This window comes from Alteromonas sp. KC3 (assembly GCF_016756315.1).
Taxonomy (GTDB): Bacteria; Pseudomonadota; Gammaproteobacteria; order Enterobacterales; family Alteromonadaceae; genus Alteromonas.
Genome location: NZ_AP024235.1, coordinates 2,809,796 through 2,836,732 on the forward strand (window position 1 = coordinate 2,809,796; position 26,937 = coordinate 2,836,732).

Annotated in this window: 21 protein-coding genes; 6 read left to right on the plus strand and 15 right to left on the minus strand. The window is 44.7% G+C overall.

Annotated elements, in window-relative coordinates:
- The first annotated feature begins 5 nt into the window (after window positions 1-5).
- A complete protein-coding gene (locus JN178_RS12565; RefSeq protein ID WP_159626200.1) occupies window positions 6-605 on the plus strand; it encodes a Yip1 family protein in 600 nt (199 codons plus the stop codon).
- Window positions 606-731: 126 nt separating this feature from the next.
- Here JN178_RS12565 and purF read toward each other — a convergent pair whose 3' ends face one another.
- The 11 genes from purF to JN178_RS12620 all read right to left on the minus strand — a co-directional run bounded on the left by purF (window position 732) and on the right by JN178_RS12620 (window position 15,469).
- Entirely contained in the window at window positions 732-2,258 is a 1,527-nt protein-coding gene (gene purF / locus JN178_RS12570) for an amidophosphoribosyltransferase (protein WP_159626202.1), read from the minus strand.
- Between the two features lie 14 nt (window positions 2,259-2,272).
- Window positions 2,273-2,761 (minus strand): CvpA family protein, encoded by a 489-nt coding sequence (locus JN178_RS12575; protein ID WP_159626204.1) that lies wholly within the window; start codon window positions 2,759-2,761, stop codon window positions 2,273-2,275.
- A gap of 151 nt (window positions 2,762-2,912) precedes the next feature.
- Entirely contained in the window at window positions 2,913-3,521 is a 609-nt protein-coding gene (locus JN178_RS12580) for an SPOR domain-containing protein (protein WP_202261869.1), read from the minus strand.
- A 51-nt stretch (window positions 3,522-3,572) separates the two neighbouring features.
- Window positions 3,573-4,865, minus strand: coding sequence for a bifunctional tetrahydrofolate synthase/dihydrofolate synthase (folC, locus tag JN178_RS12585; protein WP_202261870.1), 1,293 nt, complete (start codon window positions 4,863-4,865; stop codon window positions 3,573-3,575).
- Entirely contained in the window at window positions 4,865-5,710 is an 846-nt protein-coding gene (gene accD, locus JN178_RS12590) for an acetyl-CoA carboxylase, carboxyltransferase subunit beta (protein ID WP_159626210.1), read from the minus strand. Before accD ends, folC begins: the two co-directional genes overlap by 1 nt.
- Window positions 5,711-6,072: 362 nt before the next feature.
- Entirely contained in the window at window positions 6,073-6,885 is an 813-nt protein-coding gene (locus JN178_RS12595; RefSeq protein WP_202261871.1) for a substrate-binding periplasmic protein, read from the minus strand.
- Between the two features lie 188 nt (window positions 6,886-7,073).
- Window positions 7,074-7,865, minus strand: a complete 792-nt coding sequence (gene truA, locus JN178_RS12600) for a tRNA pseudouridine(38-40) synthase TruA (RefSeq protein WP_202261872.1) — start codon at window positions 7,863-7,865, stop codon at window positions 7,074-7,076.
- A 60-nt stretch (window positions 7,866-7,925) separates the two neighbouring features.
- On the minus strand, window positions 7,926-11,894 hold the full coding sequence (locus JN178_RS12605) for a FimV/HubP family polar landmark protein (RefSeq protein ID WP_202261873.1): 3,969 nt from the start codon (window positions 11,892-11,894) through the stop codon (window positions 7,926-7,928).
- A gap of 398 nt (window positions 11,895-12,292) precedes the next feature.
- Window positions 12,293-13,309, minus strand: coding sequence for an aspartate-semialdehyde dehydrogenase (locus tag JN178_RS12610; RefSeq protein ID WP_202261874.1), 1,017 nt, complete (start codon window positions 13,307-13,309; stop codon window positions 12,293-12,295).
- A gap of 127 nt (window positions 13,310-13,436) precedes the next feature.
- Window positions 13,437-14,642, minus strand: a complete 1,206-nt coding sequence (locus JN178_RS12615; protein ID WP_202261875.1) for a 4-phosphoerythronate dehydrogenase — start codon at window positions 14,640-14,642, stop codon at window positions 13,437-13,439.
- Window positions 14,643-14,713: 71 nt separating this feature from the next.
- On the minus strand, window positions 14,714-15,469 hold the full coding sequence (locus JN178_RS12620; protein ID WP_159626221.1) for a class II aldolase/adducin family protein: 756 nt from the start codon (window positions 15,467-15,469) through the stop codon (window positions 14,714-14,716).
- A gap of 102 nt (window positions 15,470-15,571) precedes the next feature.
- Between JN178_RS12620 and JN178_RS12625 the strand changes: the two genes are divergently transcribed.
- Window positions 15,572-16,261 carry a Crp/Fnr family transcriptional regulator gene (locus JN178_RS12625; protein WP_159626223.1) on the plus strand — a complete coding sequence of 230 codons (690 nt, stop codon included), beginning with the start codon at window positions 15,572-15,574 and terminating at the stop codon, window positions 16,259-16,261.
- A 111-nt stretch (window positions 16,262-16,372) separates the two neighbouring features.
- Here JN178_RS12625 and fabB read toward each other — a convergent pair whose 3' ends face one another.
- Window positions 16,373-17,587: a beta-ketoacyl-ACP synthase I gene (gene fabB / locus JN178_RS12630; RefSeq protein ID WP_202261876.1), complete on the minus strand. Its 1,215-nt coding sequence runs from the start codon at window positions 17,585-17,587 to the stop codon at window positions 16,373-16,375.
- Between the two features lie 491 nt (window positions 17,588-18,078).
- On the opposite strand from fabB, the gene JN178_RS12635 reads away from it, so the two are divergent.
- Complete coding sequence (locus JN178_RS12635; RefSeq protein WP_202266059.1) at window positions 18,079-19,155, plus strand: Kelch repeat-containing protein; 1,077 nt, start codon at window positions 18,079-18,081, stop codon at window positions 19,153-19,155.
- A 33-nt stretch (window positions 19,156-19,188) separates the two neighbouring features.
- A complete protein-coding gene (mnmC, locus tag JN178_RS12640; RefSeq protein ID WP_202261877.1) occupies window positions 19,189-21,234 on the plus strand; it encodes a bifunctional tRNA (5-methylaminomethyl-2-thiouridine)(34)-methyltransferase MnmD/FAD-dependent 5-carboxymethylaminomethyl-2-thiouridine(34) oxidoreductase MnmC in 2,046 nt (681 codons plus the stop codon).
- A gap of 5 nt (window positions 21,235-21,239) precedes the next feature.
- On the opposite strand, the gene JN178_RS12645 is transcribed toward mnmC, so the two are convergent.
- The 3 genes from JN178_RS12645 to JN178_RS12655 form a co-directional block, all read right to left on the minus strand.
- A complete protein-coding gene (locus JN178_RS12645; protein WP_442859706.1) occupies window positions 21,240-21,911 on the minus strand; it encodes a FlgO family outer membrane protein in 672 nt (223 codons plus the stop codon).
- Window positions 21,912-21,978: 67 nt separating this feature from the next.
- Complete coding sequence (locus JN178_RS12650; RefSeq protein ID WP_202261879.1) at window positions 21,979-22,743, minus strand: FlgO family outer membrane protein; 765 nt, start codon at window positions 22,741-22,743, stop codon at window positions 21,979-21,981.
- A 3-nt stretch (window positions 22,744-22,746) separates the two neighbouring features.
- A complete protein-coding gene (locus tag JN178_RS12655) occupies window positions 22,747-23,313 on the minus strand; it encodes a FlgO family outer membrane protein (RefSeq protein WP_332460858.1) in 567 nt (188 codons plus the stop codon).
- Between the two features lie 458 nt (window positions 23,314-23,771).
- On the opposite strand from JN178_RS12655, the gene JN178_RS12660 reads away from it, so the two are divergent.
- Both JN178_RS12660 and JN178_RS12665 read left to right on the plus strand, forming a co-directional pair.
- On the plus strand, window positions 23,772-25,256 hold the full coding sequence (locus JN178_RS12660) for an ATP-binding cassette domain-containing protein (RefSeq protein WP_202261881.1): 1,485 nt from the start codon (window positions 23,772-23,774) through the stop codon (window positions 25,254-25,256).
- 202 nt (window positions 25,257-25,458) lie between these two features.
- Window positions 25,459-26,937, plus strand: a complete 1,479-nt coding sequence (locus JN178_RS12665) for a M16 family metallopeptidase (protein ID WP_202261882.1) — start codon at window positions 25,459-25,461, stop codon at window positions 26,935-26,937.

Here is a 26,937-nt window from a genome sequence, read left to right on the forward strand (position 1 = left end):
ATTTTATGATTTTAAACCATTTGATTGGTATCTATACGCACCCTAAAGAAGAGTGGCAAACTATAGATATCAAACATGAAACCTATTTCTACGCGCTAACTCATATCGCTTTCATTGCACTGATCCCGTCATTGGTTGCCTATTACTCTAGCGCTCATACCGGCTGGAGCATTGGCGCAGGCGATGTAATAAGACTGAGCGAAACAAGCGCCGTCATGATGGGTGTAGGTATGTACTTTGGGCTTGTTGCTGGTGTGATTGCACTTGCTGTACTGATTCACGAACTTGCGAAAGCGTTTGAAGCGTCCCCTACCTATACGCAATCGCTTGAACTGGCCGCTTATACTGCAACACCTTTATTTATGGTGGGGTTTGCCGGACTTTACCCTGAACTTTGGGTTGTAATGACCGCACTGCTTGTTGGTATTAGCTACTCGGTTTATCTGCTTTATTCTGGTGTGCCTATTATGCTGCATATGCCAGAAGATAAGGGGTTTATTTATTCTAGCTCAGTAGTGACTTGCGGCTTGGTTCTACTTGTTATCCTTATGACAGGCTCTGTTTTAGTATGGGGATTGTACGGTGGTCCCGTTTTTGTTCACTAACATTAGACTGTATACGTTTGCTGTGCATTTTTGCAGCTAAGGTCAATACACTTAAGTACATAGCAATTAAACATAAAAAAAGCCGCTCTCGAAGCGGCTTTTTGTTTCAATCTGACCTATTACGTATTAATCGTCTGCAGCGCCAATGTTATGAACATCAAGATTGCTCAATTCAGCCTGAACAACAGGTGCCGTGCGCGACTTCTCACCGCGAGACATATCGATGCGCTCTAAGTACTCTTGATCGATATCCGCAGTAATGTAATTACCGTCAAATACAGATGTTTCAAATCGTTGGATAGATTCATTTTCTTCTCGAACCGCTTCAACTAAGTCTGAAATATCTTGGAAGATAAGACCGTCGGCTTGAATAAGTTCTGCAATCTGGTCTATTTCTCGGCCATACGCAATGAGTTCGTTAGCCGATGGCATATCAATACCGTATACATTCGGGAAACGAATCTCTGGTGCGGCTGAAGCAAAGTACACTTTCTTCGCGCCAGATTCACGTGCCATTTCTATAATCTGACCTGATGTTGTACCACGAACGATAGAGTCATCAACGAGTAGCACGCTCTTGCCCTTAAATTCTGACGATATCGCGTTCAACTTACGACGAACAGACTTTTTACGCATGGTTTGACCAGGCATGATGAAAGTACGACCAATATAGCGGTTCTTAACAAAGCCTTGGCGGTATGGTAAGTCAAGCGTATTGGCAATTTGAAGTGCTACATCCATCGACGTTTCTGGAATAGGAATCACAACATCAATATCTAAATCAGACCACTCGCGTTTAATTTTCTCACCGAGTTTACGGCCCATATTTACTCGTGAAGCATATACTGAAATGCCATCAATAAAGCTATCAGGACGAGCGAAATAAACGAACTCAAATATACATGGTGACGTCACCGGGTTCTCAGCACACTGACGCGTATGCAATTGACCTTCTTCGGTGATAAATACGGCTTCACCTGGCGCTACGTCTCGTACAAATTGGAAGCCTACCGCGTCGAGTGCCACGCTTTCTGATGCTACCATCCACTCTTCACCAAGCTCCGTCATACGCTTACCTAGCGCTAGTGGGCGAATGCCGTGGGGGTCACGAAACGCTACAATGCCCTGACCGATAATGGCCGCTACAACAGCATATGCGCCGCGAATTTTTTTGTGAACTTTGGTAACGACTTCAAAGATATGCTCAGCGCTTACGCTAAGACCCGCTACTTGCTGAAGCTCATGAGCAAGAATATTTAGCAGTAACTCAGAATCTGAGGTGGTATTAATATGACGACGAGCAATGCGAAATACTTCTTCTTGCAGCTCATGTGCGTTAGTTAAGTTTCCGTTGTGCGCGAAAGCAATACCAAACGGTGAGTTAACATAAAAAGGCTGCGCCTCTGCCGAGCTCGACGTACCCGCTGTTGGATAGCGAACGTGACCAATGCCCATATTACCAGAGAGCCTTTTCATATGACGCGTATGGAAAACATCTCGAACCAAACCATTTGCTTTACGCAAATTAAACATATTTTGGTCGATAGTCATTATGCCTGCAGCATCCTGTCCACGGTGTTGAATAACCGTTAGACCGTCGTACAGAGACTGAGCTACGGGCGTTTTACCAACTATTCCGACAATACCACACATGTGCGTTACCTATTTCAAGCGGGATTTAAGAAACTGGAGGAGTCTTTCACATAGCTGAAAAACCACTCAATAATGACACCAAATTCAGGTATGAGTACCGACGCTTGCCACCAAGCAGCGGAAGCCGCGCCAGTAAAGGTGTCCATAAAAAAGAGCAATGCACTGACTATTAATACGCCGCGCAATGCACCGAAAACTATACCGAGCGCTCGGTCTGTACCTGACAGGCCAGTGGCTTGAACCAACTGGCTTATTGCAAAGTTGATCATGCCACCAAGTATAAGCGTAGTGACAAACAATGCCGCAATAGCTGCGCCATTTTTTAAATAGGGATCGTCAATGGCTGTAAAGTAGATTGCGAGATCAGCGTAGAAGTTGCTTGAAATGAAGAGTGCAGCGAACCATACCACTAAAGAAATGGCTTCTTTAACAAACCCTCTTATTAGGCTTATTAAGGTAGATACCGCAATGATACCCAGTATGGAAAAGTCTACCCAGTTCATCGTCTCTTTGTTGCGTTAGTGCTGCTTAAAAAATAAAAGCAACGAGCCTTTGGCGAGATGGCGCGCATTCTAACAGAAGCTAAAAATATTACTAGTGCGTAATAAATTTGTGTTGCCTTCGTACTTATAAAAAAGGAGCGAAAACGCTCCTTTATTCCACTTTAAATGTCGTTACTTTACCTTTAAGGCCAGTAAGCTCTTTTAGGTGTGGAAGTGCGGCATCCAATTTTTGTTTTTCCAAATCCGGACCAATAAATACTTTATTAAGTGGGCCTGAACTGGTTTGAATTTTACGGCTAAACGCTCGATAACCGGCTTTTTCTAGTTTCGCCAAGAGCACTTTTACGTTTTTCTCGTGCCTAAAACTACCAAGTTGAATCACCCACCCTGCATCATCAGCCGCTTCGCTTTTTGCCTCTACAACGGTTTGACTAGCAAGGTCATCTTTTTCCTCTCGCTGAGCGACAGCTGCTGTTGAAGTATCTTCTACCGAGGTCTCTTTCGGCGTTTTCGAAGTTAACACATCATCGAGCGCAGGCTCGTCTTCAATTTCCACAGCGGGTACCGCCGCTTTAGCGACACGCTCACTCGGAAATGGTTCAGGCTCAACGATAGGCTTCTTAGGCGGATTGGCAGGAACAGAAACAAATGGCTCTCTGTTCGTTTGTTTCTTGCCATCAAGAAAGTCTGGTAAAAAAATAACGGCAAGGGCGACCACGATAATGGTCCCAACCAGTCTATTCTTTAATGCCGATGTCACTATTCTCTCCTGCTTGAAATGCGTTACTACTCGTTTATGAGTATCTGATTACTATGCGTCAAGCACGTCTGCTACGGTAACAAATGAACCAAACACTAAAACGAGTTCACCGTCTTGATAATCTGCAAGCGCGCGTTGATAAGCTGCTTTTACGTCGTCGTAAGTCGCTATATTCTCTATACTTGTGCCTGCATTAACAAGTGCATTTTCAAGAACTTCAGCTTTACACCCTCTAGGGCCAGATGTAGTAGCGGTATACCACGTTGCATTTAATGCACTTAATGGTGCCAAGGTCTGTGCAATAGACTTGTCTTTTAGCATGCCAACAACAACGCGAATTTTATTAACGTCATAGCGCGAAAGCCATGCTTTCATCGCTTCAGTTGCCTGCGGGTTATGCGCAACATCAACCACCACTAACGGATTAGTACTGATAGTCTGCTGACGCCCAGGCATCGTTGTGTTCGACAATATTTCGCTTAACACCTCAGATTCAGGTAGCGCGTCAAGATACTCTAGCGCCGCCAATGCGGTGCTGGCATTTTGCAATGGAATACGTGGATAAGGTAAATCTGTAAATTCGTTCCGCTTGCCTTTCCAAGACCACGATTGATTGTTATCTGCCACTACAGCACTGAAATCTTGTGTTGCCCATAGGGCATTAACAGATAGTTCGTTTGCCACATCGTAAAGTGACGAAGGAGGGAACAGTTCGCCGATGATAGCGCTCCCCTTTTTGCGCATGATACCTGCTTTTTCACGGGCAATTTTTTCGCGCGTATTACCCAACCAATCTTGGTGATCAAGGTCGATAGTGGTAATCACGGCAAGGTCAGCATCAATGATGTTAGTGGCATCTAACCTTCCACCCAAACCTACTTCTAAAATAGCAACGTCAACACCCCACTGCTGCATCATCTTCATTGCCGCTAAAGTGCCAAACTCGAAATAGGTCAAAGTAATATCACCACGTGACGCTTCCACAAACTCAAAGGCTTCAACAAACGCCTTTTCTGACGCGAGTTCACCATTGTGTCTAACGCGCTCACGGTAATCTGTTAGATGAGGAGAGCTGTAAACCGCAACTTGTTTGCCTTGACGCAGAAATACTTGCTCAAGTAAACGGCACGTAGTGCCTTTACCATTTGTACCGGCAACGGTAATGACCAAAGATTCGTTTAGGTCGAGTGACATGGCATTTGCCACCGCTTTCACTCTGTCTAACCCCATATCGATGGCGTTAGGATGAATAGATTCGAGGTAAGATAGCCATTGGCTCAGACTCTTAGGGGATAGTGCAGGCGCACTTTCTGAGCCGATGGTAGTAGTATTTTTGTTATTCACTAATTCTTATTATGTAACTTAACCAACAGGCTATGTAATCTATCACGCATTTCTCTGCGGTCAACAATCATATCTATTGCGCCCTTTTCTACTAAGAATTCGCTACGCTGAAAGCCCTCTGGTAGTTTTTCACGAACAGTTTGCTCAATAACACGAGGACCAGCGAAGCCAATAAGTGCTTTAGGCTCTGCCACATTGACGTCACCTAGCATTGCAAGGCTCGCTGAAACACCGCCCATTGTAGGGTCAGTTAACACCGAGATATAAGGTAGTCCTTTCTTGCTCATCTTGGCCAAAGCAGCTGATGTTTTTGCCATTTGCATCAAAGACATAAGCGCTTCTTGCATACGCGCACCGCCACTTGCTGAAAAACAAATAAGCGGCGTGTTGTTTTCAAGGCACGCATTGACTGCAGCCACAAAGCGAGCGCCAACTACAGACGCCATTGAACCGCCCATGAAAGCAAATTCGAAGCACGCCACAACGACAGGCATACCTTTAAGTTTACCCTGCATTACAACTAGCGCATCTTTTTCATTTGTTAGCTTTTGTGCAGCTACAATACGGTCTTTATAACGCTTAGAGTCTTTAAATTTAAGAATATCTTGCGGTTCGTGTTCAGCGCCTAATTCAACGCGATCACCATCATCCAAAAATGCGTCGATGCGGCGACGTGCAGTAATACGCATATGGTGGTCGCACTTAGGGCAAACCTCCTGAAGCTTTTCCAACTCGCTCTTATACAAAACCGCCTGACAAGAACCACACTTTGTCCAGATACCTTCTGGCACATTGCCCTTGGTCGATGTTTGCGTACGCGGAAGAATCTTTTGAATCCAGCTCATGGAAATTGAATCCTTTGTTTTTGGTTACTCGCCATTGTTTTTGATATTTGTTCACATGATGGCCAGTCACACATTAATTTTTTAAGTTTCATACTGAATTACCAAGAAAAAAGTCGTAATTCAGTAGAACAGCTACCTAATATAGCGCGCTATTAGACCACAATACAACGAAATGGAAAAAACAAAACTGGTCTAAGAAGTTAGGACAGACCAAAGCGTGTTGATCTTTGCGGTACACTTTTCGTCCACGCCAAGCGAGTATCAGGCTATGAACGACTTAGGTGGTTTGGTTATTCCAAATTAGCAACGGGTAAAACCGCATGAGGCTCGCAGCAATGATAGCAAAATACCGCATTGCTACATTACGCTGGACATTTATGCTTGGGGAATCGATGGATACCCGAATGCCGGTTGATAGACTCTTGAAGCGCACCACTATCAGTAAAATTTTTCAACTCTAGTTTGATAATGTCGCGAAGCGCTGCAAGCTCAGGGCGTATTACAAAAACCAGTTCAACATCGCTAATAACATTTGATGATTGGTAAAAGGCTGTGTCGCAAAATTGCTCCTCAAACATAATCGACAACGCGTTCTGCTCGCTCATAATTGTAAAATCACACCTTCCGCGAGCCAACATCATGGCCATGGTGGTTTGACTGTTCGAGTTTACTCTGACTAATCCGCCACTATTTTTGTAAAAGAACTCTTGCAGTACCGGATAAATAAATCCATAGCGCGTGCAAATACTGGCATTTGGATTATCAGCGGGCACAAAAGGCCCATAAAACGCCGACGTTGAATACATATAACTAGCATGCTTCATGAAGGTATCGCTAAGCACAAATGATTCGGGATTATTAAGCCACTCAACAGCAGATAAAAAGACATCCGCCTCGCCTTGCAGCAAGAAGTTTTCGCTGCGCACTCGGTTTGAATCTAAATACGACACAACGTAGTCGCCGCGTGCCTCTACAAACGAAAAGAAGTCTACAACTACGCCGCGATAGCTCTGTGAAAGCTTGTCATAAAAAAGGTATGGTGGTGAACCCGGTGCATTTATGGCAAAACGCACTTGAGTTGGAGAGGCTACAGAATGAGTAATCAGAGTGCAAAAAACTGACAGGCTCGCTATAAAAAGCGCTCCCTGCTTAAGGCATGCTTTCACTGTCACCATAATCGACTTCCCTAAACAAAAACCTCATAGCATTCAATTAACCCTGTATCTTAAATATAGAAAACAACTTCGTGTTATCAAATAAAAGAGTGGTTAAATTGCAGTATTTTCGTTAAAACGTCGCAAACGGCCCGAAAGTGGAACCCGAAAGTGGAATAAGTTCAGACCGTGTTTGTCAACATGCTTCGCTATAGGTCAGGCAAGAATAAAGGACCTAATGGCGGCTTTGGCAAGCCATAAGTGTCGGGATAGGTTACATCAACTAAGTACAAACCATTTGGTTTGGCAGTCGCGGCAGATTGACTGCGGTCTTTAAGGCTTAAAAGGTATGCAATCCAATCCACACCCTGTTCTCCCGCACCAATTTCTACAAGTGCGCCAGTAATGTTCCGTACCATATGATGTAAGAAGGCGTTGGCACGTATGTCGATAACAACATAACGCCCTTGGCGATATACACTCACGTCAGTTACGTTTCGAAACGGCGTATTACTTTGACAAAGTGCCGCCCTAAATGAAGTAAAATCTTGCTCGCCTAGAAGTGCTTGAGCCGCTTCATGCATTTTTGCTTCATCAAGCGGGCGATGAATGTGGGTGACGCCATGATGCAAAATAGCAGGACGCATTTTCGAATTGTGTATCACATAACGATAGCGTCGATGTGTGGCAGAGAAACGAGCATGAAAATCTTCAGGCACGACCTTTGCCCAGGTTACAGCTACCGAGTCAGGAAGATTAGCGTTTACGCCTAATGTCCATGCTCGTTCATTTCTTGGCGCATCGCAGTTAAAGTGAACGACTTGTCCTGTCGCGTGAACACCCGCATCTGTTCGACCAGCACACTGAACTTCTATAGGCTCATTAGCTACTGTAGAAAGTGCTTTTTCTAGATGTTCTTGGACACTAGGTACTTCACGCTGACGTTGCCAGCCATAAACCGCAGCGCCATCGTATTCTATGCCTAAGGCAATTCGCCCCATCTCTGTGATACCTCTATGCTAAAAGGCGCTAAGTGTAGTCATGTCACACCCAACATGCAATTAGCGAATAGATTTCAATATCGATTCCGCCTCTGCTTTCTGCTCATCGCTACCTTCAACCATAACCTCTTCAAGCAGCTCTTTTGCAGCGTCTACATCATCCATTTCGATATAGGCACGAGCAAGATCTAAATTGGCGTTTTGGCCAGCATCCTTGTCGATATCAATAACCGTATCTTCGTCAGTAACTCCCGTGAACTCAGACAAACTGACGTCTAAGTCGAGTTCTTGGCTATCTGGGTCAATGGTGTCGTCTCCGTCATCCATAAGCGCCTCGACATCAAGAAAATCTTCAGGCGGTGTTAGGTCATCGCTAGAAGCATCGTTACTACCATCATTTAAAAGCGCCGCCAAATCCAAATCAGGGTTATCCAGTTGAAGCGACTCCTCTTTGGCTACGTCGCTTGCAGCGCTTGAAGATACAGATTCATTGTGTTCATCGTCTGAATCTTTATGCTCAGTATCAACTAGCGTTGCTTCTTCTAGAGGAACATTGTCTAGAGGGGCATCGTCTTCTTCCAACGAAAACGTGTCTTCTAACTCATCTTCATCGCCTAACTCAAAAAATGATTCTAGGTCGTCATCTTCTAGTTCAAAGTCGTCGTCTTGTGCAAAGGAAGATTCGTCGTTATCTGAAGCATCTGCAACAGTTGTTTCTTCTTCCACTTCCTCTGCGTCATCAAGTTCAAATACATCATCATCGGCTTCGTCGGATTCGTCGGCTTCGTCGGATTCGTCGGCTTCGTCGGCTTCGTCAGAGTTTGTATTTTCTTCACTTGATTGTTCGCTTTCAGAGACAGGTTCTAGCTCACTTGTATCTACAGGTTCTTCAGACTCTAAACTCTGTAAAAGTTCATCAAATTCAGCGCTGTCCAAATCATTGAGGATTGCGTGACTGTCGTTCCCCTCGTCATCACTGCTCGATAACCAGTCATCTAAACCAGGAACATCGTCCAACTCGTCGATATCTGATTCTTCGTTGGCCTTAGTTTGATTTTCTTCGCTTTGGCTTTCAGATGCGTCGACGCCGTCGACTTCCTGCTCTAGTTCAAAGTTGTCTACGTCATCAAAGGCTTCGTCGAGAATGCTGTCATCGAAATCGTCATCGGACTGAGCTTGTGCTTCAGACGGCTGCGCGTCTGTATCTACTTCACCAAACGATGGAATATCGTCCATCATTTGTTGATCGAAATCCTCAATGGCATCATCCAACGGATCGGAAGAAGGGTCTTCTGCTTCTGCTTCTGCTTCTGCTTCTGCTTCTGCTTCTGCTTCTGCTTCTGCTTCTGCTTCTGCTTCTGCTTCTGCTTCTGCTTCTGCTTCTGCTTCTGCTTCTGCTTCTGCTTCTGCTTCTGCTTCTGCTTCTGCTTCTGCTTCTGCTTCTGCTTCTGCTTCTGCTTCTGCTTCTGCTTCTGCTTCTGCTTCTGCTTCTGCTTCTGCTTCTGCTTCTGCTTCTGCTTCTGCTTCTGCTTCTGCTTCTGCTTCTGCTTCTGCTTCTGCTTCTGCTTCTGCTTCTGCAAGAGCGTCATCTAGAGCACTTTCGATGTCAAGATTTTCTTCATCTAAATCAGCACCTTGCTCAACATTTTCTTGTGCTAGCTCATCATCATCACTAGGCGAAGCATCATTGATATCGTCGACTTGATCTATTTCTGACTCGTTTTCGATTTCCGCCTCAAGCTCCGATAGCAGCTCGTCTGCTAATAAATCAGCGTCGGTTGCGGAGTCAGTTTCCTCAGCTTCCAGCTCAGCAAGAAGCTCATCAGTAAGGGGATCACTGAAGTCTTCTTCATCTTGAAGTTCGTTGGTTTCTTGTACTGATTCAGGCTCTTCTGGCTCTACTTCTAAATCAGCTTCAAGTTCAGCTAATAATTCGTCGGTAAACGGATCTTCAAAATCTTCACTTGATTCAATTTCGCTAGACGGTTCGCTGTCCTCAGCTTCTTCAACAGCAGCTAGTTCTTCATCTACTTCGCTAGTACTATCAAAGGATTCACTTTCATCTTCAGCTTGCAACTCAGCAATAAGATCATCAGATAACGGGTCAGAAAAATCAGCTACGCCATCAACGTCTTCGCCAACATCGATGTCATCCAAATCATCGGCAATGTCATCTAAGCTTTGAATAGACTGTGGCGAAGGTGATGGTGTTGTTGTAATTTCATCTTCTATTTCGTCGTCTTCAGCGAACTCGTCGCCTAAACCACCCATCATTTCAATTTGCTCTATTTCATTAAGCAAATCGTCTGTAATCTTGTTTATTTCTTTATTTTGCTGGTTTATTTCGTCGTCGAGTTTTTCCAGCATTTCTTCATTGATGAGATCATCATTGCTGTCAAGCTCATCAGTCAACCCAGCATCTACGCCGTGTTCTTCTAATAAATCGTCAATACTGATTTCTGGCGTGTCATCATCATCTTCTACCGCAGGCAAGCTAGGAGAAGTATCCTCACTTTCTTCTTCAGCATCATCAAGCGATGCACCGGCCAACAGAGCATCTATATCATCGTCATCAACATTATCGTCGGGTGCACCAATATCTTCATTTGTGCCCAGTGTCTCTTCATCCTCACTTTCAGCGTCGCCCTGACTTTGAACATCGTCGAGTAAGTCGTCAATATCAAAATCATCATCTGAAACTTCGTCTAGTGCTTGTTCGCTCGTCTCACTATCTGTGGTATCTTCAGTTTCTTCAAAAACATCATCATCACCAGATAAATCGAAACCTTCGAGGTCATCAGTTTCACCCTCACTCAGTACCTTATCAGACAGGTCGTCATCGTCGAAAAGGCTATCTAATTCATCTTGGTCCAGTTCATCAGCACCCTCTTCGAAAAGATCATCTGTGCCTTCGTCTGGCACCAGCATGTCATCTTCAAGATCGGCAAATGTGTCTAATTCGTCATCAAGGGTATCTTCAAGATCAGAAGTGAGTACGTCATCTAGAAGATCATCATCGTTAAACAAATCATCATCTGACAATTCCGTTTGCTCACCCAAATCTGGTGCTAGCGCGCTAGAGAGGTCTCCAATATCTTCATCAGGAACCGGTACGTCGTCAGTAGTCGAGGTAATAGGTGGTGTAGTTACTGGTGCTTCTTCAGTGCTGCTATTGCGCTTTAATAGCCAAGTAATTAGACCGCCCACTAAAAGTAACGTGAGAACGCCCGTGCCTATAATTAGACTCATTGGGCTGGTTAATGCGTTTAAAATGGAGTCCTGCTTTTCAGCTTCTCTTTGCGCTTGTTCGGCTCTGATCATATCGAGCAATTCTTGCTGAAGCGCTACCTGCATATCCAATTGAGACTTAACATCACCTTCAACTTGACCGCGCAAGGTCTCAAGCTCACCGTTTACGGCTTCAACGCGCTCGTATAGGCGTCGATTTTCATCCAGTATGGCTTGCACGTTTTCAAGTGACGCCGCAAATTGCATGCGAAGTTCATCGAACTGGCGCGTCTGCTCTTCGTCTAAACGTGTAATTTTCTGTTCGATATCGCTTTGGGTCTGTGTAAGATCATTTTGATTCACCAGCGGTGAAGCTGGCTTAATATTTCTTACACTGCTACCAGGTTTGTTGAGAAGCTCCGCAAACGCTCTATCATCTTGCTCTGCACGCATTTGCGCTTTTTGTTTATCAATACGCGCGATATAGCGCTCTGAGGGAAGTTTGAGAACCGCGCCATCAACGAGCAAATTGAGGTTGCCATTTTCAAAGGCATTTGGATTGAGTTCATAGATAGCGGTCATAACCTGATAAACAGACAGGTTATTATTTTGGCGGTAACGCTCCGCTATGCGCCATAAGGTATCGCTAGAGTCTATTGGACCATATTCCAATCCAGAATATTGATTACTGGCGTCTTTGGGGCCCTTTAATAGCGTGGAACGCTCCTGTGCATCGACAGAAACGATAGGGGCAGACAAACAAAGTGTAAGTAAAAGTAAGCCCGTCAAATGCAATTTCATAGCAGTCCTATATGCCCTCAAGCGTCTTTACCGCTTGTGACGTCGAAGCGGATTTTGAGCCAATCTTTATTATGATAACTTTATTGGCTTTTATTTTTGTTCTTAAATCACCCGCATTCCTAACATTTTGCGGTGACAATTGTGGTCAGTGCAACACGTACGCGATACGTGTTCTTTTGTTGTTTTTAAACTAGATAAACCACTGACCTCTGGTTATTTTTTCAAATACCACAAGCAATAAAACAATAGCGTTACACAAACTATAAACCAGTTGTGGTAGGCAATCTAGTTTGTGTCATCGATTTACGCTTTTCGCCAACTATCATTTCTATCGGCAAGCACAGAAATATGTTTACTTTTTCTGTGCTTACCGCATTCAATACCAACAGCTGTTTTGCTTACAAATAGTCGCGTATAAGCGTTTCTGCTATTTGAATACTGTTTGTTGCCGCCCCTTTTCGGATATTGTCAGAAACAACCCAAAGGTTAAGGCCACGAGGATGCGTAATGTCATTTCGAATTCTGCCAACATGAACTATGTCATTACCACTTGCGTTACCAACTTGCGTAGGGAATTGCTCATTGCCTTCGTACACTGTCACTCCAGGCGCATTGGCAAGTAACTCTTTGACCTGTTGCGCATCTATGGGTGAACGCGTTTCTAGGTGTATAGCCTCTGCGTGACCGTAAAAAACAGGTACTCTTACCGCTGTTGCATTAACTAAAATACTTTGGTCACCCATTATTTTCTGTGTTTCCCACAACATTTTCATTTCTTCTTTAGTGTAATCGTTGTCTTGGAAAACATCGATTTGTGGGATAGCGTTAAATGCAATTTGGCGCGTGAATGCTTCTGCTTTAACTTCACGTGCATTCAGTAAGCCAGCGGTTTGTTTCGCGAGTTCTTCCATCGCCTCTTTGCCTGCACCTGATACAGATTGATACGTGCACACATTGATACGATCAATACCTACTGCATCTTGAATAGGCTTTAATGCAACCAACATTTGAATGGTCGAACAATTTGGGTTTGCAATAATATTTCGATTGCGAAAATCGGCCAGCGCATGAGCATTAACTTCGGGTACAACCAACGGAATGTCTGGCTCATATCTAAAGTGAGAAGTATTGTCGATAACAATACACCCTTCGTCTGCGGCAAGTGGCGCAAACTTTTCGGATATACTGCCGCCAGCTGAGAAAAAACCAAACTGAACGAGTGACCAGTCAAACTCATCGGCGTCTAACACTTCAATGTCTTCACCTTTAAACGAAACGGTGCTCCCTGCTGAACGTTTACTGGCAAGCGGATACAGCTTATTAACTGGAAAATCGCGCTCTTCTAATAGTTCAATCATGGTTTGCCCCACTAAACCAGTGGCGCCAAGTACCGCGACGTCAAACGCTTGTGACATAATGTTTTGTGCTCCTAATTAAAAAAATGAGAATACATTGCTTTTAAACTTCTCATCTATGGTTGTATTACTTCTTAAAGATTCAAGTAGCGAGTAAATTTACTGTGCCAACCTTTCACAGCCTATCTCACTGCTCCAATATTTTGTCTGCGTGTTTGATAGTAAAGCCCAACTGCCTTAAAGTTTGCGCTACCTGAGTGCTAACTTCTTGCGTTGTATGCAACGTGTATGCACTACACTCTCTTCGAATTCGATATTGTTTACGAAGTTGCGCAAACCTATCGCCGACATCAGCTTCACTTAATTTGCCACTTCCCCCTTTTTTGGGAAGTAGTGTCTCTCGCGTTTTAGCATCATCTATCGCCACATCGTAGACCTTCAGAAAAATTGTGGCTAAATCATCATATGAAAGAGAACGTGCTTGTGGTTGTTTAAGCGTTATCTTAATGGGTTGTGTTGGCGAGAGAAAATCGCTTAATCGCTTTTCTACAGGCTTTCCCAGTACCTCACAAATCTGTTCGTAGATCATTTGCGTGCCACGCACTTTACCTTCAACAGAATGACCTGCAATATGAGGCGTCACAAACCACGCGTGTTCAAAAAGCGCGGTGTTAATGTTCGGTTCATTGTCAAATACATCGAGCACAACAGTTGGCGCATTGTTGCCGTTTAGCATTGTGACTAAAGCATTTTCGTCGATTACTTCACCGCGGCATGCGTTTATGAGTAGTTGATTTGCATTTAACTGCTCAAGAAAAGCGTTATCTATAAGCGTTTCTGTGGCGAAAGGCCCGCTCTTTATAAATGGCACGTGCAGCGAAATAACGTCGCACTGTGCAATTTCACCCATTGATACAAAATCGCGTGAGTCGCCTGACTTAGCAAGGGGCGGGTCGCACAACTTATAGTTGATATTAAGTGTTTTCAGGATGGCCGAAAGCGCACTCCCCACATTACCTGCGCCCACTATGCCAACCGTCACATCGGCCAGTGATATTTTTTGGTTTTTGTGTGCATGTAATAATACGCTCAATACGTATTCGGCAACCGCTACTGCATTACACCCCGCGGCTGAGCTATGCTTAATGCCTGCACTATCAAGAAATGTTTTATCCAAATGATTAGTGCCCGCTGTAGCAGTGGTCACAAACTTGAGTTTATTTGCATACTGAAGTAGCTGAGGTGTGACTTTTGTTGTCGAGCGCAACGCTAAGATATCAATATCGCTTAGCATCTCTGGCTGCAATGATTGCCACGCATAAGTGGTTACCTCAGCAAGGTCGTTGAGGTAATCACTACCAAATGGAATAGTATCTTCGAGGAGTATTTTCATGGCGCTAAGTGTACCGCAACTTACGCGATGAGTAACCTAGCGCCAATCAGATTGTTTAAAATTAGACAGTGTTATTGATCAAAGCCAGGAAAGCGGCGTTCAAGACGACGCTTGATACCCGGCCACGCCAACGCACCACCGGCCTGTTTTGTTACCTCAGAAGCTTGTGCTTGAATGCCTTGCAGTATTGCAGAATGAATTGGAATAAGTGGCTGACCAGTCGCTTGTGCTTTCAGTTGGATTTCACATGCGCGCTGTAAAATAAACATAAACAAAAATGCATCGGCAATATTATCAGCACAGGTTAGTAGGCCATGATTTCGCAAAATCATAAACTGAGTATCACCTAAATCTCTTACCAAGCGCGCTTTTTCTTCAGGATTCAGCGCTACGCCTTCATAGGCATGGTACGAAAGCGATGCAAGAGGGAACAAAGACTGTTGGGAATAGGGTTGCAAACCATCTTCTAAGATGGAGACAGCAACGCCTTCTGCCGTGTGTAAGTGCAGCACACACTTGGCGTCATCCCTTGCCTCGTGCACGGCGCTGTGAATTGTAAAACCCGCAGGATTAATGTCAAACTCACTGTCCATCACCTTGTTGCCATTTAGGTCTACTTTTACCAAGCTTGAGGCAGTTACTTCGTCGAACATCATGCCGTAGGGGTTAATCAGAAAGTGATGTTCAGGCCCAGGAATACGGGCTGAAATATGTGTAAAAATGAGATCGTCCCAGCCATACATGGCTACGGCACGATAACATGCGGCAAGATCGACTCGTGTTTGCCATTCCTGTTCACTAACTTGCGACTTTACAGACTGTGTCATAACCCACTCCACTTTTATCATTTAACATCAATTATGAAGCTACAATACGCGTTACAACTACTATACACTGTCGGATATCCGACAATGTAATGAATTTGTTAAATGAGCAACTATAAAGAAATCCTTGCCAGTTCCATCTGGTTTAGTGACATACCAGAAAAATTGCAACAAGCCATGTTTGACAACATGCGAATAAAGCACCTTAAAGCGGGCCAACAATTGCACGCAAAAGGCGAACAAGGCGTGGGCTTTTACGGTGTTTGCGAAGGACGACTTAGGGTTGTTTCGGTTGGCATAGATGGAAGAGAAATGCTGTTTGCGCTATTGGGGCCAGGCACGTGGTTTGGTGAAATATCCATGTTTGATGATCTTCCTCGCACCCATGATAACTTTTGCGAGACCGATTGTACCGTAGCAATAATTCAAAAGAAGCCCTTCAAGGCCTTGTTGGAAAAACACCCTGAATTATACCCACATTTCACACGTTTACTCTGCACACGGGTGCGCAGTGCATTTCAATTTATCGACTCAAGTGCTGGATTGAGTTTAAAGCACCAGCTAGTGAAACGCTTACTTATGCTAACTACCAGCTACGGTCAGCACTTGCCGCGGCATGACACCATTACACTCACGCTTTCCCAAGAATCTCTCGCGCAGATGATCAATAGTAGTCGTCAGACAGTGAACCAGCTTCTGGGTGAGCTTCAGGAAGAGGGACTTCTTAAGCGTCATTATGGGAAACTCACCATTCCTGACCCTGACCTCCTGTTTCGTCAGTATCAATTTATATAACGCTCTAGTACAACTAATACAAAAAAGCGCGAAATGCAGAAGCATTGCGCGCTTTTAGTTTCAATGTATGACTATTTAGACAAACATCGTTGCCTACCTAATCAGGCATCGCTAGCCCTTGTATTTTTGCATTACTAACGTTGCGTTAGTACCACCAAAACCGAAGCTATTAGACATAATAGTGTTTAATTCAGCATCGCGTGCTTCAGTTACAATATCTAGGCCTTGAGCCGCCTCATCTAATGTATCGATGTTAATCGATGGCGCGATAAAACTGTTTTCCATCATTAGCAGGCTATAAACTGCTTCGTTTACACCCGCAGCTCCCAGTGCGTGACCTGTTAGAGACTTAGTTGCACTAATTGGCACGCCTGATTGACCAAACACCTCTTGGATAGCAGCTAACTCTTTGACATCCCCCACAGGCGTTGATGTGCCGTGTGTGTTGAGGTAATCAATCGGGCCATTAACGTTTTGCATCGCCATTTGCATACAACGAATAGCGCCCTCACCCGACGGTGCTACCATGTCGTAACCGTCAGACGTTGCGCCATAGCCAACAACTTCACCATAGATTTTGGCACCGCGAGCTAATGCGTGCTCAAGCTCTTCAACGACAACCATACCGCCACCGCCAGAGCTGACAAATCCATCACGTGCTGCATCGTACGTACGAGACGCAACTGATGGGTTGTCGTTATATTTCGAGCTCAACGCACCCATCGCATCGAACTGGCTAGATAGCGACCAATGCAGTTCTTCACCGCCACCCGCAAAAACAACGTCTTGCTTACCTAACTGGATAAGCTCTAGAGCGTTACCGATACAGTGTGCGCTTGTAGCACATGCTGAGGCAATAGAGTAATTAACGCCACGTATTTTAAACGGTGTCGCTAAACAAGCCGATACGGTTGACGCCATGCAGCGAGGTACCATATATGGGCCAACACGTTTAACGCCTTTTTCGCGAAGAATGTCAGCTGATAACACTTGGTTTTCAGAGGACGCACCACCAGAACCTGCAATAATACCAGTCCGCTCGTTAGAAATATCTTTTTCTTCTAAGCCTGAGTCTACGATAGCTTGTTGCATTGCAACATAAGCGTAGCCTGCCGCATCCCCCATAAAGCGCATTGCTTTACGATCGATGTGGTCTTTCAAATCAATATTAATATCGCCCCAAACTTGGCTTCTTAGGCCCATTTCGGCGAACTGTTCTGAAAATGTAATACCAGACTTGCCCGCTTTTAGTGAAGCGAGTACGTCTTCTTTATTTACGCCGATGCTTGATACAATGCCAAGACCGGTGATGACTGCTCTTCTCATAGTTTACCCTTTGCGTTAGTGCGGCTTATGGTAACGATTTTGAATCATAAAGTGGTCTGCTTAGCGCATATCTCAAAATGCGTTTCCACTAAATCATTGCACAACGGCAATTTATATAATTATTTCAACTCAGCGTACACGTGTAAGCAAACAAAATCAATGACCCCAAAGTGTGCTTGGACCACCCACTATTTGGTGCAATAGCACAACGCTTTTTTGGCATATGTGATGTCATGGAGATGCCGTTTGAGAAAACGCGCCATAAGGCAAAATACGCTTCTGCCGACTTTCCCAAGCAAACATGCTTAATGATCGCTACAATGCCCCCTTTATTATCCAAACATTGTGATACCTAATTAGAGAAAGCAGCGAAAAATATGCCAACTACTTTCAATACACAAAAACAGTACGCTCATTTTCCCCGCCGCCTTCGCATCATAGCTATCGTTTTGCTTGCCTGTGTGACAGCCATGAGCGCACAATCAGAGCCCATGAGCGCACAATCAAAGCCAATGAGCGCGAGTGCTAATGAAACAAGCGTAGTTACAGAGAAAGCGAATGCCGCGCATTCTTCTATAACAATCCCCTCTTTACCCGAAGGCACATCTAACAATGCGGTGGCAACGTTAAATATTGATGACATCGTGTATTTGTTTAGCTTTATGGGCTTGAGTAATGGAAAAACTCACAACGATGTTCATAACAACGCATGGCAGATAGAGATAGTTAATGGCGATGTTGGTCAATGGCAAGCAATACCTGGCGTACCGTCCAGCTTGCCGCTTAAAGGGCGATTAGCGTCCGTTGCCGTTGGTGTTAATGATGCGGTTTACATTTTTGGTGGCTACACAGTAGCGGAAGATCACACTGAAATAAGCACACCGGATGTGTACAAATACAGTCCTGTCGAGAAGAAATATACACTGTTACCCCCTATGCCAATTCCTGTGGATGACGCCGTTGCCCTTGTGTACCAATCTCGCTACGTGTATTTGATTTCTGGTTGGCACAATGACGGCAACGTAAACTTAGTGCAAGTATTCGATACGCAAACCAATACGTGGCATCAAGCTAGTCCATTTTTAGGTAAACCTGTGTTCGGTCACGCTGGCGGCCTAGTTCAAAATACTATGCTTGTATGCGACGGCGTAGCCGTGCTCCCAAACGAAGATAAGCGTCGTTCTTTTCACGCAGAAACAGCCTGTTATAAGGGCGTTATCGATACTGCCAACCATTTAAAAATAGACTGGAGGATTGTTCAGCACCCAACAGGAACAGCTCGGTATCGCATGGCAAGTGCAGGTGATACGGAGTCGAACCGTATACATTTCGTTGGCGGCTCTAACAATCCTTACAACTATAACGGCATCGGGTATAACGGCAAACCATCCGAGCCCAGTGCTGATATTTGGGTATATAATATCGCTACCGGTAAATGGTCTATCACGACTTCCCCAACACCGACGATGGATCACCGAGGACTCATCCAAATTAAAGGCCGATGGGTTACCATTGGCGGTATGATGAGTGGTCAAACGGTGTCACAGCGCGTTATAGCGCATTGGTAGTGAAAAGTTGAGCTAAGCGGAGAACCAGAAAAATTGAAATCTAAGCACGCACAGGTACATTTTAATGACAGCGGTACACCTGTGGCCGATCATTTTGACGATGTTTATTTTTCCAATGACAGTGGTATAGATGAAACTCAACACGTTTTCGTTGATGGTAACGACCTTAAAACGCGTTGGCAAAACTGGACTGAATACACGTTTGTTATTGCAGAAACGGGGTTTGGGACAGGCTTAAATTTTTTAGTTGCGATGCACGAATTTCAAAAGTTTCGAGAAGCAAATCCGAGTCACCCTCTAAAGCGCCTCGTATTCTTAACAACCGAAAAATACCCTCTTCCGCAGTCAGATATGCAACGAGCATTAGCGGCATTTCCCGCGCTACTTAGTGAAGCCACTGCGTTAGCTGATGTGTATCCTATGGGTCTAGAAGGCTGTCACCGACTTCAGTTCGATACATTTTCGACCACACTGGATTTGTGGATTGGCGATGTTCACACGCTTCTACCCCAGTGGCACTCTCCTCGAAACGGATTGGTGGATGCATGGTTTCTAGATGGCTTCGCGCCAAGTAAGAACCCTGATATGTGGACTGACGCCTTGTTCAGTCAAATGGCTCGATTATCAAAAACAGGCACCACGTTTGGCACTTTTACTGCAGCGGGTATCGTAAAAAGAGGTTTAGCAAATGTAGGGTTCACCATCGCAAAAAGGAACGGGTTTGGGCGCAAGCGCGATATGTTAACCGGTGTTTTCAGTGAGGTGAGCGAAAACGTTCCCCATAAGCTTCGGCAGCCCCAAGGGCCTTTTTATCGCTACGGCAACACAACGTTAACAACAGAAAGTTCCGTGATTGTTGTAGGCTCTGGGCTAGCCGCTGCAAGTGTATGTTTATCGCTTGCCAACCGAGGTATTGCGACAACCTTGTATTTTGAAGAGGCAGAATTGGCCGCGGGCGCCTCCGGCAATCCACAAGGCGGCTTCTACCCTCAGTTACATAGTGAAGCAAGCATTGCCAGCCGAATTCAAGCCCATAGTTTTTTATATGCCAAGCAGTGTTATGAACACATAGTCCAAGAATACCCGCAGGTAGCACATGAATTTTGTGGCGTTATTCAGCTTAGCTTTAACGATAAGGTAGCCGAGCGTCAAAATAAGCTCGCAGATTCAGACGTGTGGCCCGAAGACTTGGTAGCAAAGATTGACAGCAACACGGTTAGTGAAATAGCCAATATCGCGCTTCCATACTCAGGTTTATTAATAAAAGAAGGTGGTTGGCTGTCTCCCCCGCATCTCGTTGATGCCATGGTACGCCAAGCTAAAAAGACGGGTAATCTCACGATTAAAGCAGGACATCGCTATGTGGGTCACAGCGTAGTCGACACCCCCAAAAGCGTTACAGAAAGCGTTAATGCACATTTTATTCATGACACGAGTGAAACCACACAAAGCGCCAGCCACATAATATTAGCTCCAGGTGCTGGCGCGGTTGGTTTATCCGAGTTTGATAGCTTATCGCTTAGACCAGTTCGCGGCCAGGTTGAAGCCATACCGACGCAAGCCCCCATTGCATCACTACAAACAGTGCTTTGTCACAAAGGCTATATGACGCCTAGCTTAAATGAACGACATGCACTTGGCTCAACCTATGTTAAAAATGATATGGCAACAGATATACGTGGTGAAGAAACCGATACAAATTTGGCTACCCACTCCCAAGCACTAGCCAACACAGACATTGTCGGCCAACTCAAACATGACGGCATGGCAAGGGCAGCTACACGATTGGGCTCACCGGATCATCAGCCTGTGGTGGGTGCACTTCATGACTTTACACTATTGAAAGCACATTACAGCGATCTCGGTGTCGGTAGACCTTTGGAAACAGTACCCACACTGCCTGCTAGCGCAGTATCTGCTTTAACGTGCTTGGGGTCACGAGGATTGACCACTGCACCCTTGATGGCTGAAGTATTAGTCAGTAGCTTGTGTAATCAACCCCTTCCAATGAGCAACGACTTGCTAAATGCGGTTAATACCAGCCGCTTTATGACTCGAGAGGCTATTCGCGGTATTTAGACGAATTAAGGCGTGCGTACGCTGGCCATTTTGTTCAGGTCCATTACGATAAAAGCGGGTATATAAACATCGGCACTCGCCACCACCTGTTTATTTTCAAGTGACACAATGCGTGCGTTAACTCGCACGCCCCTGTCATCTTCGATAATAGTTCCTGTAACCACATGGTCCATTTCTACTTGCTTTGCAAGCGCTTTTCCACTGCGCGTAAGTACAAAATCCCCCACTGGCGTAACGGTAATTCCACCGGCCAGCTTGAAGTCGACAATGGCTAACCCAAAATCTTGTAGTTCAGCAATTAAGTACTCTGATAGTTGATTACCAAGCACAGTACTTTCATTAAGCGAATGATTTAGACGCACAAAACTGGCGACCCCGACCATATCTTGATGGGTCAGTCGCGTTGCATTGTCCATTAATTTCATTGCCAGCTGAGACGCATAATCGTTCAGCCTTTTATGGGTTTGTGAAGGGAAAAAGCCTTGGTGTAGTGGATCTTTATAGCCAGGCTCCACCGCAACGTGTTGTTGATACTCGCGGTCTCTTGAATCTGGTGTGTACACTAAACCTGAACGCCTTGGCACTGGAACAGGCTCTGCGTCATGGGTAATTTCACCATCTTCACCAAGCCAAAAAGAGCCAATAGAATCTGTGCTTGTGCACCCGCTCAATGTCATCACAACTACGCCCGCTACCAAAAGAGAACACGCGCGTAATGGAAACTGTTTTAGCATGAGAGACCTCTTAACCTCGGCTTAGTTTTACACCGTCGCGCATACCATTTTGTTCACTGCCATCACTCGGTATGAGTGCATCTACGACATAAAATGGTACAAGCATTTGTGCACTAGCAACAACCGCGCGTGATTCCATACCCAATATTCGCGCATTTACCAAAACGCCACCTTGGTGCTTTGTCATTGTACCTGTCAGTACATACTCGATAGGAAGACTGCTGCTTAACTCCAAGTAATCTCGACTTAACACGAAGTCACCGTCTTCGGTAATACGAATGTACTCTGTCGCCTTGAAATCAATAACAGGCACACGAAACTTATGAAGTTCGTGAACAAACGATTCCGCCATTTGCCTGCCGAGCAAATCAGTTTTTTGTAAGTTGGTATCTAGTAACGCGAAATGTGTTACGCCGATAGGCGTTTTGTCATTAACATATTCCATGTTAGCAATGAGGTCTTGCGTCATGTTTTTCACATAATCGCCAATATGTTTGGTTAGCGGCCTGCCCTTATATGCCCCTTGAACGCTTGAATATAATGGCGGTTGCCCAATTGCTCCATACGCATCCATTCCCCTCACTTCTTGTTCATCTTCTGTCACTTGAGGTCTGCTCGGGGCACGATCTTGAGCGGTAACGTCTATCACATTCATTGCTGGACGCTGAGGAGCTTGCTCGGCTACCTGTTCTTCTTCCATCATCATCGAGCAACCACTTATCGTAAGTAGTGAAGCCGATAGCATGAGCCCTGCCAATTTATATTTAGTTGTCATGAATTACCTCAAACTCTCGGTTCTGTATAACTTGCCGTTACGCGTGGTTACGCGCTCTTCTTGCCAAAACAATTCTGCTGGAAAAAAACGCGTGGCAGCGGCAACAATATCTTTGTTTCGCGCGTTGATAATACGTGCATTTACCACTGCTCCAGATTCCTGATACACCATAGTGCCAGTAATATAAAAATCGACACGCTCAATATTAGACAGTCGTTCAATTTCACGCGTCAGTATTCTGTCACTTTCGTCACTAACAATAATATCGTCTGATAGCTTAAATTCTTGAGTAGAAAAACCCCGTTTTGTCGCCTCAGTAATCATGCCCTGCTCTAGTTGATGGCCAAGCAGCATCAGTGGATGCTGATGATTAGCATCAAATTTCATTGTATCAGCGGGTACAAAGCCCACTACTGCATAACGAGACTGGCGTGATGGGCCCGCATCAGCAAAAAGCTCATTGGCAAGCAAATAGGTATAATATTCAACGTTGCCAAGGGCATTTATCGTTGATGAATTAGTTTGAGCAAGTTGGCTTTGCGTTTCTTGTGAAGCAGTACACCCTGTCATCACACTTATTGCTGCGGCAATACCTGCTAACCACCTAACAGCGATAGTCAACGATTTCGAATTAGGTTTACACTGAGCGCCATTCATTTTTCGATTCCAAATACAGTCCGTCATTATTGAATGTGAAGTCACACAAAAATTCGGCTGACAGTTTTATGCTAGTTGAAGTGCCATCAAACCGACGACGTGGGTCAAAAAATCACCCATACTTGTGTTATTACGCTCAACACTGCAATAATTGCACCACAAAGTAGTTTCTTAAGCTTAACCTACAGAAGCGCTACCCATCGCAAAAGAACTTGTCTTATATTCTACAAAATGCGGAATAGGTTTGCCGCCTAAGCGCAATCCTTTTCCCATCCAAGCGCAGTGACTGTGACACACTTTTCGTTGCGCCATTGACAGCGGCATATTTTCACTCACAATGAGGCGACATATTAGCTTTCATTTATCATCACATGCTATCGCTTTTTGAATTTGCTCTTTCGTTGCCTTCAGGGTTTAAAACACCCGCTTTCTCAATCGATATTCAGACCCCCTGCGGTCACGAAAAGCCAACTCACTATATTGTAGCGGGCAGAAATGGGGCCGGAAAATCACTGTTATTATCTGCTATTGCTGGCGATGGTAAAACCGTAGCTGGAAAACGGGAGTTCGACTCAGAAGTAGCGCAAGTGTCGATAGCCGCACAACAAGCGTTGATCGAGGAAGAGAGACGAAAAGACAGCGCTGATATACTTGATGTTATAGCTACACCAACTAGAGTCAGAGAGCTTTTTACTCGCACTAATACCGACTATATCAACCACCCTTTTTTCAACACATTAGTCACAATACTTCGCATTGAACATTTGCTGGATGCCGAGTTTCTTGCATTATCGACTGGCGAGACACGCAAAGTCATTATCGTTATGGCATGGCTTAGCAATGCCAAACTTATCGTGCTCGATGAACCTTTCGAAGGGCTAGATATTGATTCTGCAAAAGCGTTTAGTCAGTTTCTCACCTCTCAACAACAAGCCACACTTGTAATAACTGCCAACAAACTGAGCGATATTCCTCAGGGAATACTCGCCTATGTCATCGTTATGGAAAATCTCGCGGTGACGTGGCGTTCTGAAAAAGCCATCAGTTATGAGAGTATCATTGACGAGCTCAGCACATGGTTTGCATTAAGCAACAATGCGGTGTCGCTACCGCAGGCGCTGCTTTCTCATCAAATCACTACCTCAAATACAGTGGAAGACAAGGCGTCACCTCAGGTACTTATTTCCCTTAAAAAGGGCTATGTGAGATACGACGGCAGAACCATATTTGAAAATCTCGATTTTACGGTAACACAACATACCCACTGGCAAATTGTTGGCCCTAACGGCTCTGGTAAAACGTGTTTGCTACAAATGATAACAGGCGATAATCCTCATTGTTACACCAACGAACTGACCCTTTTCGGCATAAAACGAGGAACGGGTGAAAGCATTTGGGATATTAAAAAGCACATTGGCATAATGTCCAATGCGCTGCATATGCAATACAAGGTAAATGCAAGCCTAGAACATGTGATACTTTCTGGCTTTTACGACAGTATTGGCCTTTATGCGAAAGCAAGCCAAGAAGAGAAAACCTGCGCCGCAGAATGGCTGGCCGTATTGGGTATGGAAGATAAGAAGCATACTCCATTTCAGTCGCTCTCTTTTGGCGACCAGCGGTTAGTACTACTCGCAAGAGCAATGGTTAAACACCCCACACTACTCATTCTCGATGAGCCGTGTAACGGACTAGATGAATTTAATCGGCAAAAAATACTGAAGTTCATCGATATAGTCGCTAACGCAAAAACAAGTACGGTGCTATATGTGACACATCACGAGGATGAGTGCCTACCAAGCATTCCCAACAGATTGAATATGCAAGACTACGGACCTATTCTCTCAACAGTCTGAGCAATTAACAAAGTGTTACGAATTTCTGTTGACCCTTTTAATACCTCCCTGCATTCTAAGTTAAGGTGCCCTCTTTTCTTATTTTGAATGTCAAAGAGCGCGCCACTCACACCGTATCCCATCTTTACACGCTCCGTTTGGTGTTTGGTCGGCAAGGATGTTGATGTGCACGGTATCACCTAGATAAAAGAATGAGAGAACGATGAAAAAACTTTCCTTAATTGCGGCAGGTGTTCTGTCGGTATTGTTGAGTGGCTGTGGTCAAGACACGCGCTCACAATCAGAAACCTCGGTCGATCAAACCTCAAAAATAGTTGAGGCTGCAAGTAACGTTGAAATGGACGTTGGCTATAACGTGCCCGTCGAATACTTCACGTTAGACAATGGACTTAAGGTCGTTTTATCAAAAGATGACACTGCGCCTGTGGTCACTGTGGCTGTTTATTACAATATTGGCTTTAGAAATGAGCCTAAAGACCGCACAGGCTTTGCCCACCTTTTTGAGCACATGATGTTTCAAGGCTCTGAAAACTTAGGAAAGATGGAATTTATTAAGTTGGTCAATGACAATGGCGGCGTTTTAAACGGCTCGACACGGTTTGATTTCACTAACTACTTTGAAATTATTCCAGCGCATAAATTAGAAACATTTCTTTGGGCCGAAGCCGACAGAATGAAAGGGCTCGCAATAACGCAAGAAAATTTAACAAATCAGCAAGGTGTGGTTAAAAACGAAGTTAAAGTTAACGTGCTTAACCGACCTTACGGTGGTTTCCCATGGCTTGATATGCCTCAATACGCGTTTAACAACTGGTACAATGCGCACAATTTTTACGGCGACCTTGCCGATTTGGACGCTGCAAACCTTGAAGACGTAGACGCGTTTTTTAATATGTACTACGCTCCTAACAATGCGGTATTAGCCGTAGTTGGCGACATTGATGTTGCACAAGCTAAGCAATTGGTCGAAAAATACTTTGCTGCAATACCGTCGACTGAACTAGCCCCTCAACCTGACCTTACCGAACTTCGCCAAGAAAAAGAAAAGGTGTTTAATAAGTTCGACAAGCTTGCACCAAAACCTGCGTATGCTTTTGCTTATAAAATGCCACCGAGAAACACACCAGAATACTATGCAATGGGCATCATTGACCAAATTTTAGTGCAAGGTGAAGACAGTTTGTTGTATCAAGAACTTGTTAAAAATCAGCAAATCACGGGAAGTGTAAATGGTGGTATCAACTACTTGCTTGGCAACATGTTCAACTATAACGGGCCCATGCTTTGGATGAGTTCGTTTACCCATGACGATACCGTTAGCCGCGATACCATCACTGCAGCCATCGACAAGGTCGTTAACAAACTGCAAGAAACGCCACTGAGTGAAGAAGAAATGGAGCGCGCAATTGTTAAGATACGCTCTAGCCTATTTGATGCAGTAGACGGATTTTATGGTTTTGGTCGCGCAGATCTGTTAGCAAGTTTTGCCTTGTTTGATAATGCCCCAAGTAAAATTAATGAATTAGAAGCAAACTTTAAGAAAGTAACGCCCGAAATCATTGCTAAAACGGTTAAAGAGTATCTTCGCCCTACGAACCGTACCATTTTAACCGTCACGCCAGGTGAAGACCCTAGAGCCAAACCTGAAACGACAACTGACGCCGCGGAACAAGGAGAGTAA

Excerpts from the sequence above, each read along its gene's own strand:
- JN178_RS12660 (WP_202261881.1), top strand. The coding sequence starts at position 23,772 with ATGCTATCGCTTTTTGAATTTGCTCTTTCGTTGCCTTCAGGGTTTAAA.
- JN178_RS12645 (WP_442859706.1), bottom strand. The coding sequence starts at position 21,911 with ATGACATTGAGCGGGTGCACAAGCACAGATTCTATTGGCTCTTTTTGG.
- JN178_RS12615 (WP_202261875.1), bottom strand. The coding sequence starts at position 14,642 with ATGAAAATACTCCTCGAAGATACTATTCCATTTGGTAGTGATTACCTC.
- JN178_RS12620 (WP_159626221.1), bottom strand. The coding sequence starts at position 15,469 with ATGACACAGTCTGTAAAGTCGCAAGTTAGTGAACAGGAATGGCAAACA.
- fabB (WP_202261876.1), bottom strand. The coding sequence starts at position 17,587 with ATGAGAAGAGCAGTCATCACCGGTCTTGGCATTGTATCAAGCATCGGC.
- JN178_RS12565 (WP_159626200.1), top strand. The coding sequence starts at position 6 with ATGATTTTAAACCATTTGATTGGTATCTATACGCACCCTAAAGAAGAG.
- truA (WP_202261872.1), bottom strand. The coding sequence starts at position 7,865 with ATGGGGCGAATTGCCTTAGGCATAGAATACGATGGCGCTGCGGTTTAT.
- JN178_RS12575 (WP_159626204.1), bottom strand. The coding sequence starts at position 2,761 with ATGAACTGGGTAGACTTTTCCATACTGGGTATCATTGCGGTATCTACC.
- JN178_RS12625 (WP_159626223.1), top strand. The coding sequence starts at position 15,572 with ATGAGCAACTATAAAGAAATCCTTGCCAGTTCCATCTGGTTTAGTGAC.
- JN178_RS12650 (WP_202261879.1), bottom strand. The coding sequence starts at position 22,743 with ATGACAACTAAATATAAATTGGCAGGGCTCATGCTATCGGCTTCACTA.
- JN178_RS12635 (WP_202266059.1), top strand. The coding sequence starts at position 18,079 with ATGAGCGCACAATCAAAGCCAATGAGCGCGAGTGCTAATGAAACAAGC.
- JN178_RS12655 (WP_332460858.1), bottom strand. The coding sequence starts at position 23,313 with ATGACAGGGTGTACTGCTTCACAAGAAACGCAAAGCCAACTTGCTCAA.
- accD (WP_159626210.1), bottom strand. The coding sequence starts at position 5,710 with ATGAGCTGGATTCAAAAGATTCTTCCGCGTACGCAAACATCGACCAAG.
- JN178_RS12595 (WP_202261871.1), bottom strand. The coding sequence starts at position 6,885 with ATGGTGACAGTGAAAGCATGCCTTAAGCAGGGAGCGCTTTTTATAGCG.
- purF (WP_159626202.1), bottom strand. The coding sequence starts at position 2,258 with ATGTGTGGTATTGTCGGAATAGTTGGTAAAACGCCCGTAGCTCAGTCT.
- JN178_RS12665 (WP_202261882.1), top strand. The coding sequence starts at position 25,459 with ATGAAAAAACTTTCCTTAATTGCGGCAGGTGTTCTGTCGGTATTGTTG.
- JN178_RS12605 (WP_202261873.1), bottom strand. The coding sequence starts at position 11,894 with ATGAAATTGCATTTGACGGGCTTACTTTTACTTACACTTTGTTTGTCT.
- JN178_RS12610 (WP_202261874.1), bottom strand. The coding sequence starts at position 13,309 with ATGTCACAAGCGTTTGACGTCGCGGTACTTGGCGCCACTGGTTTAGTG.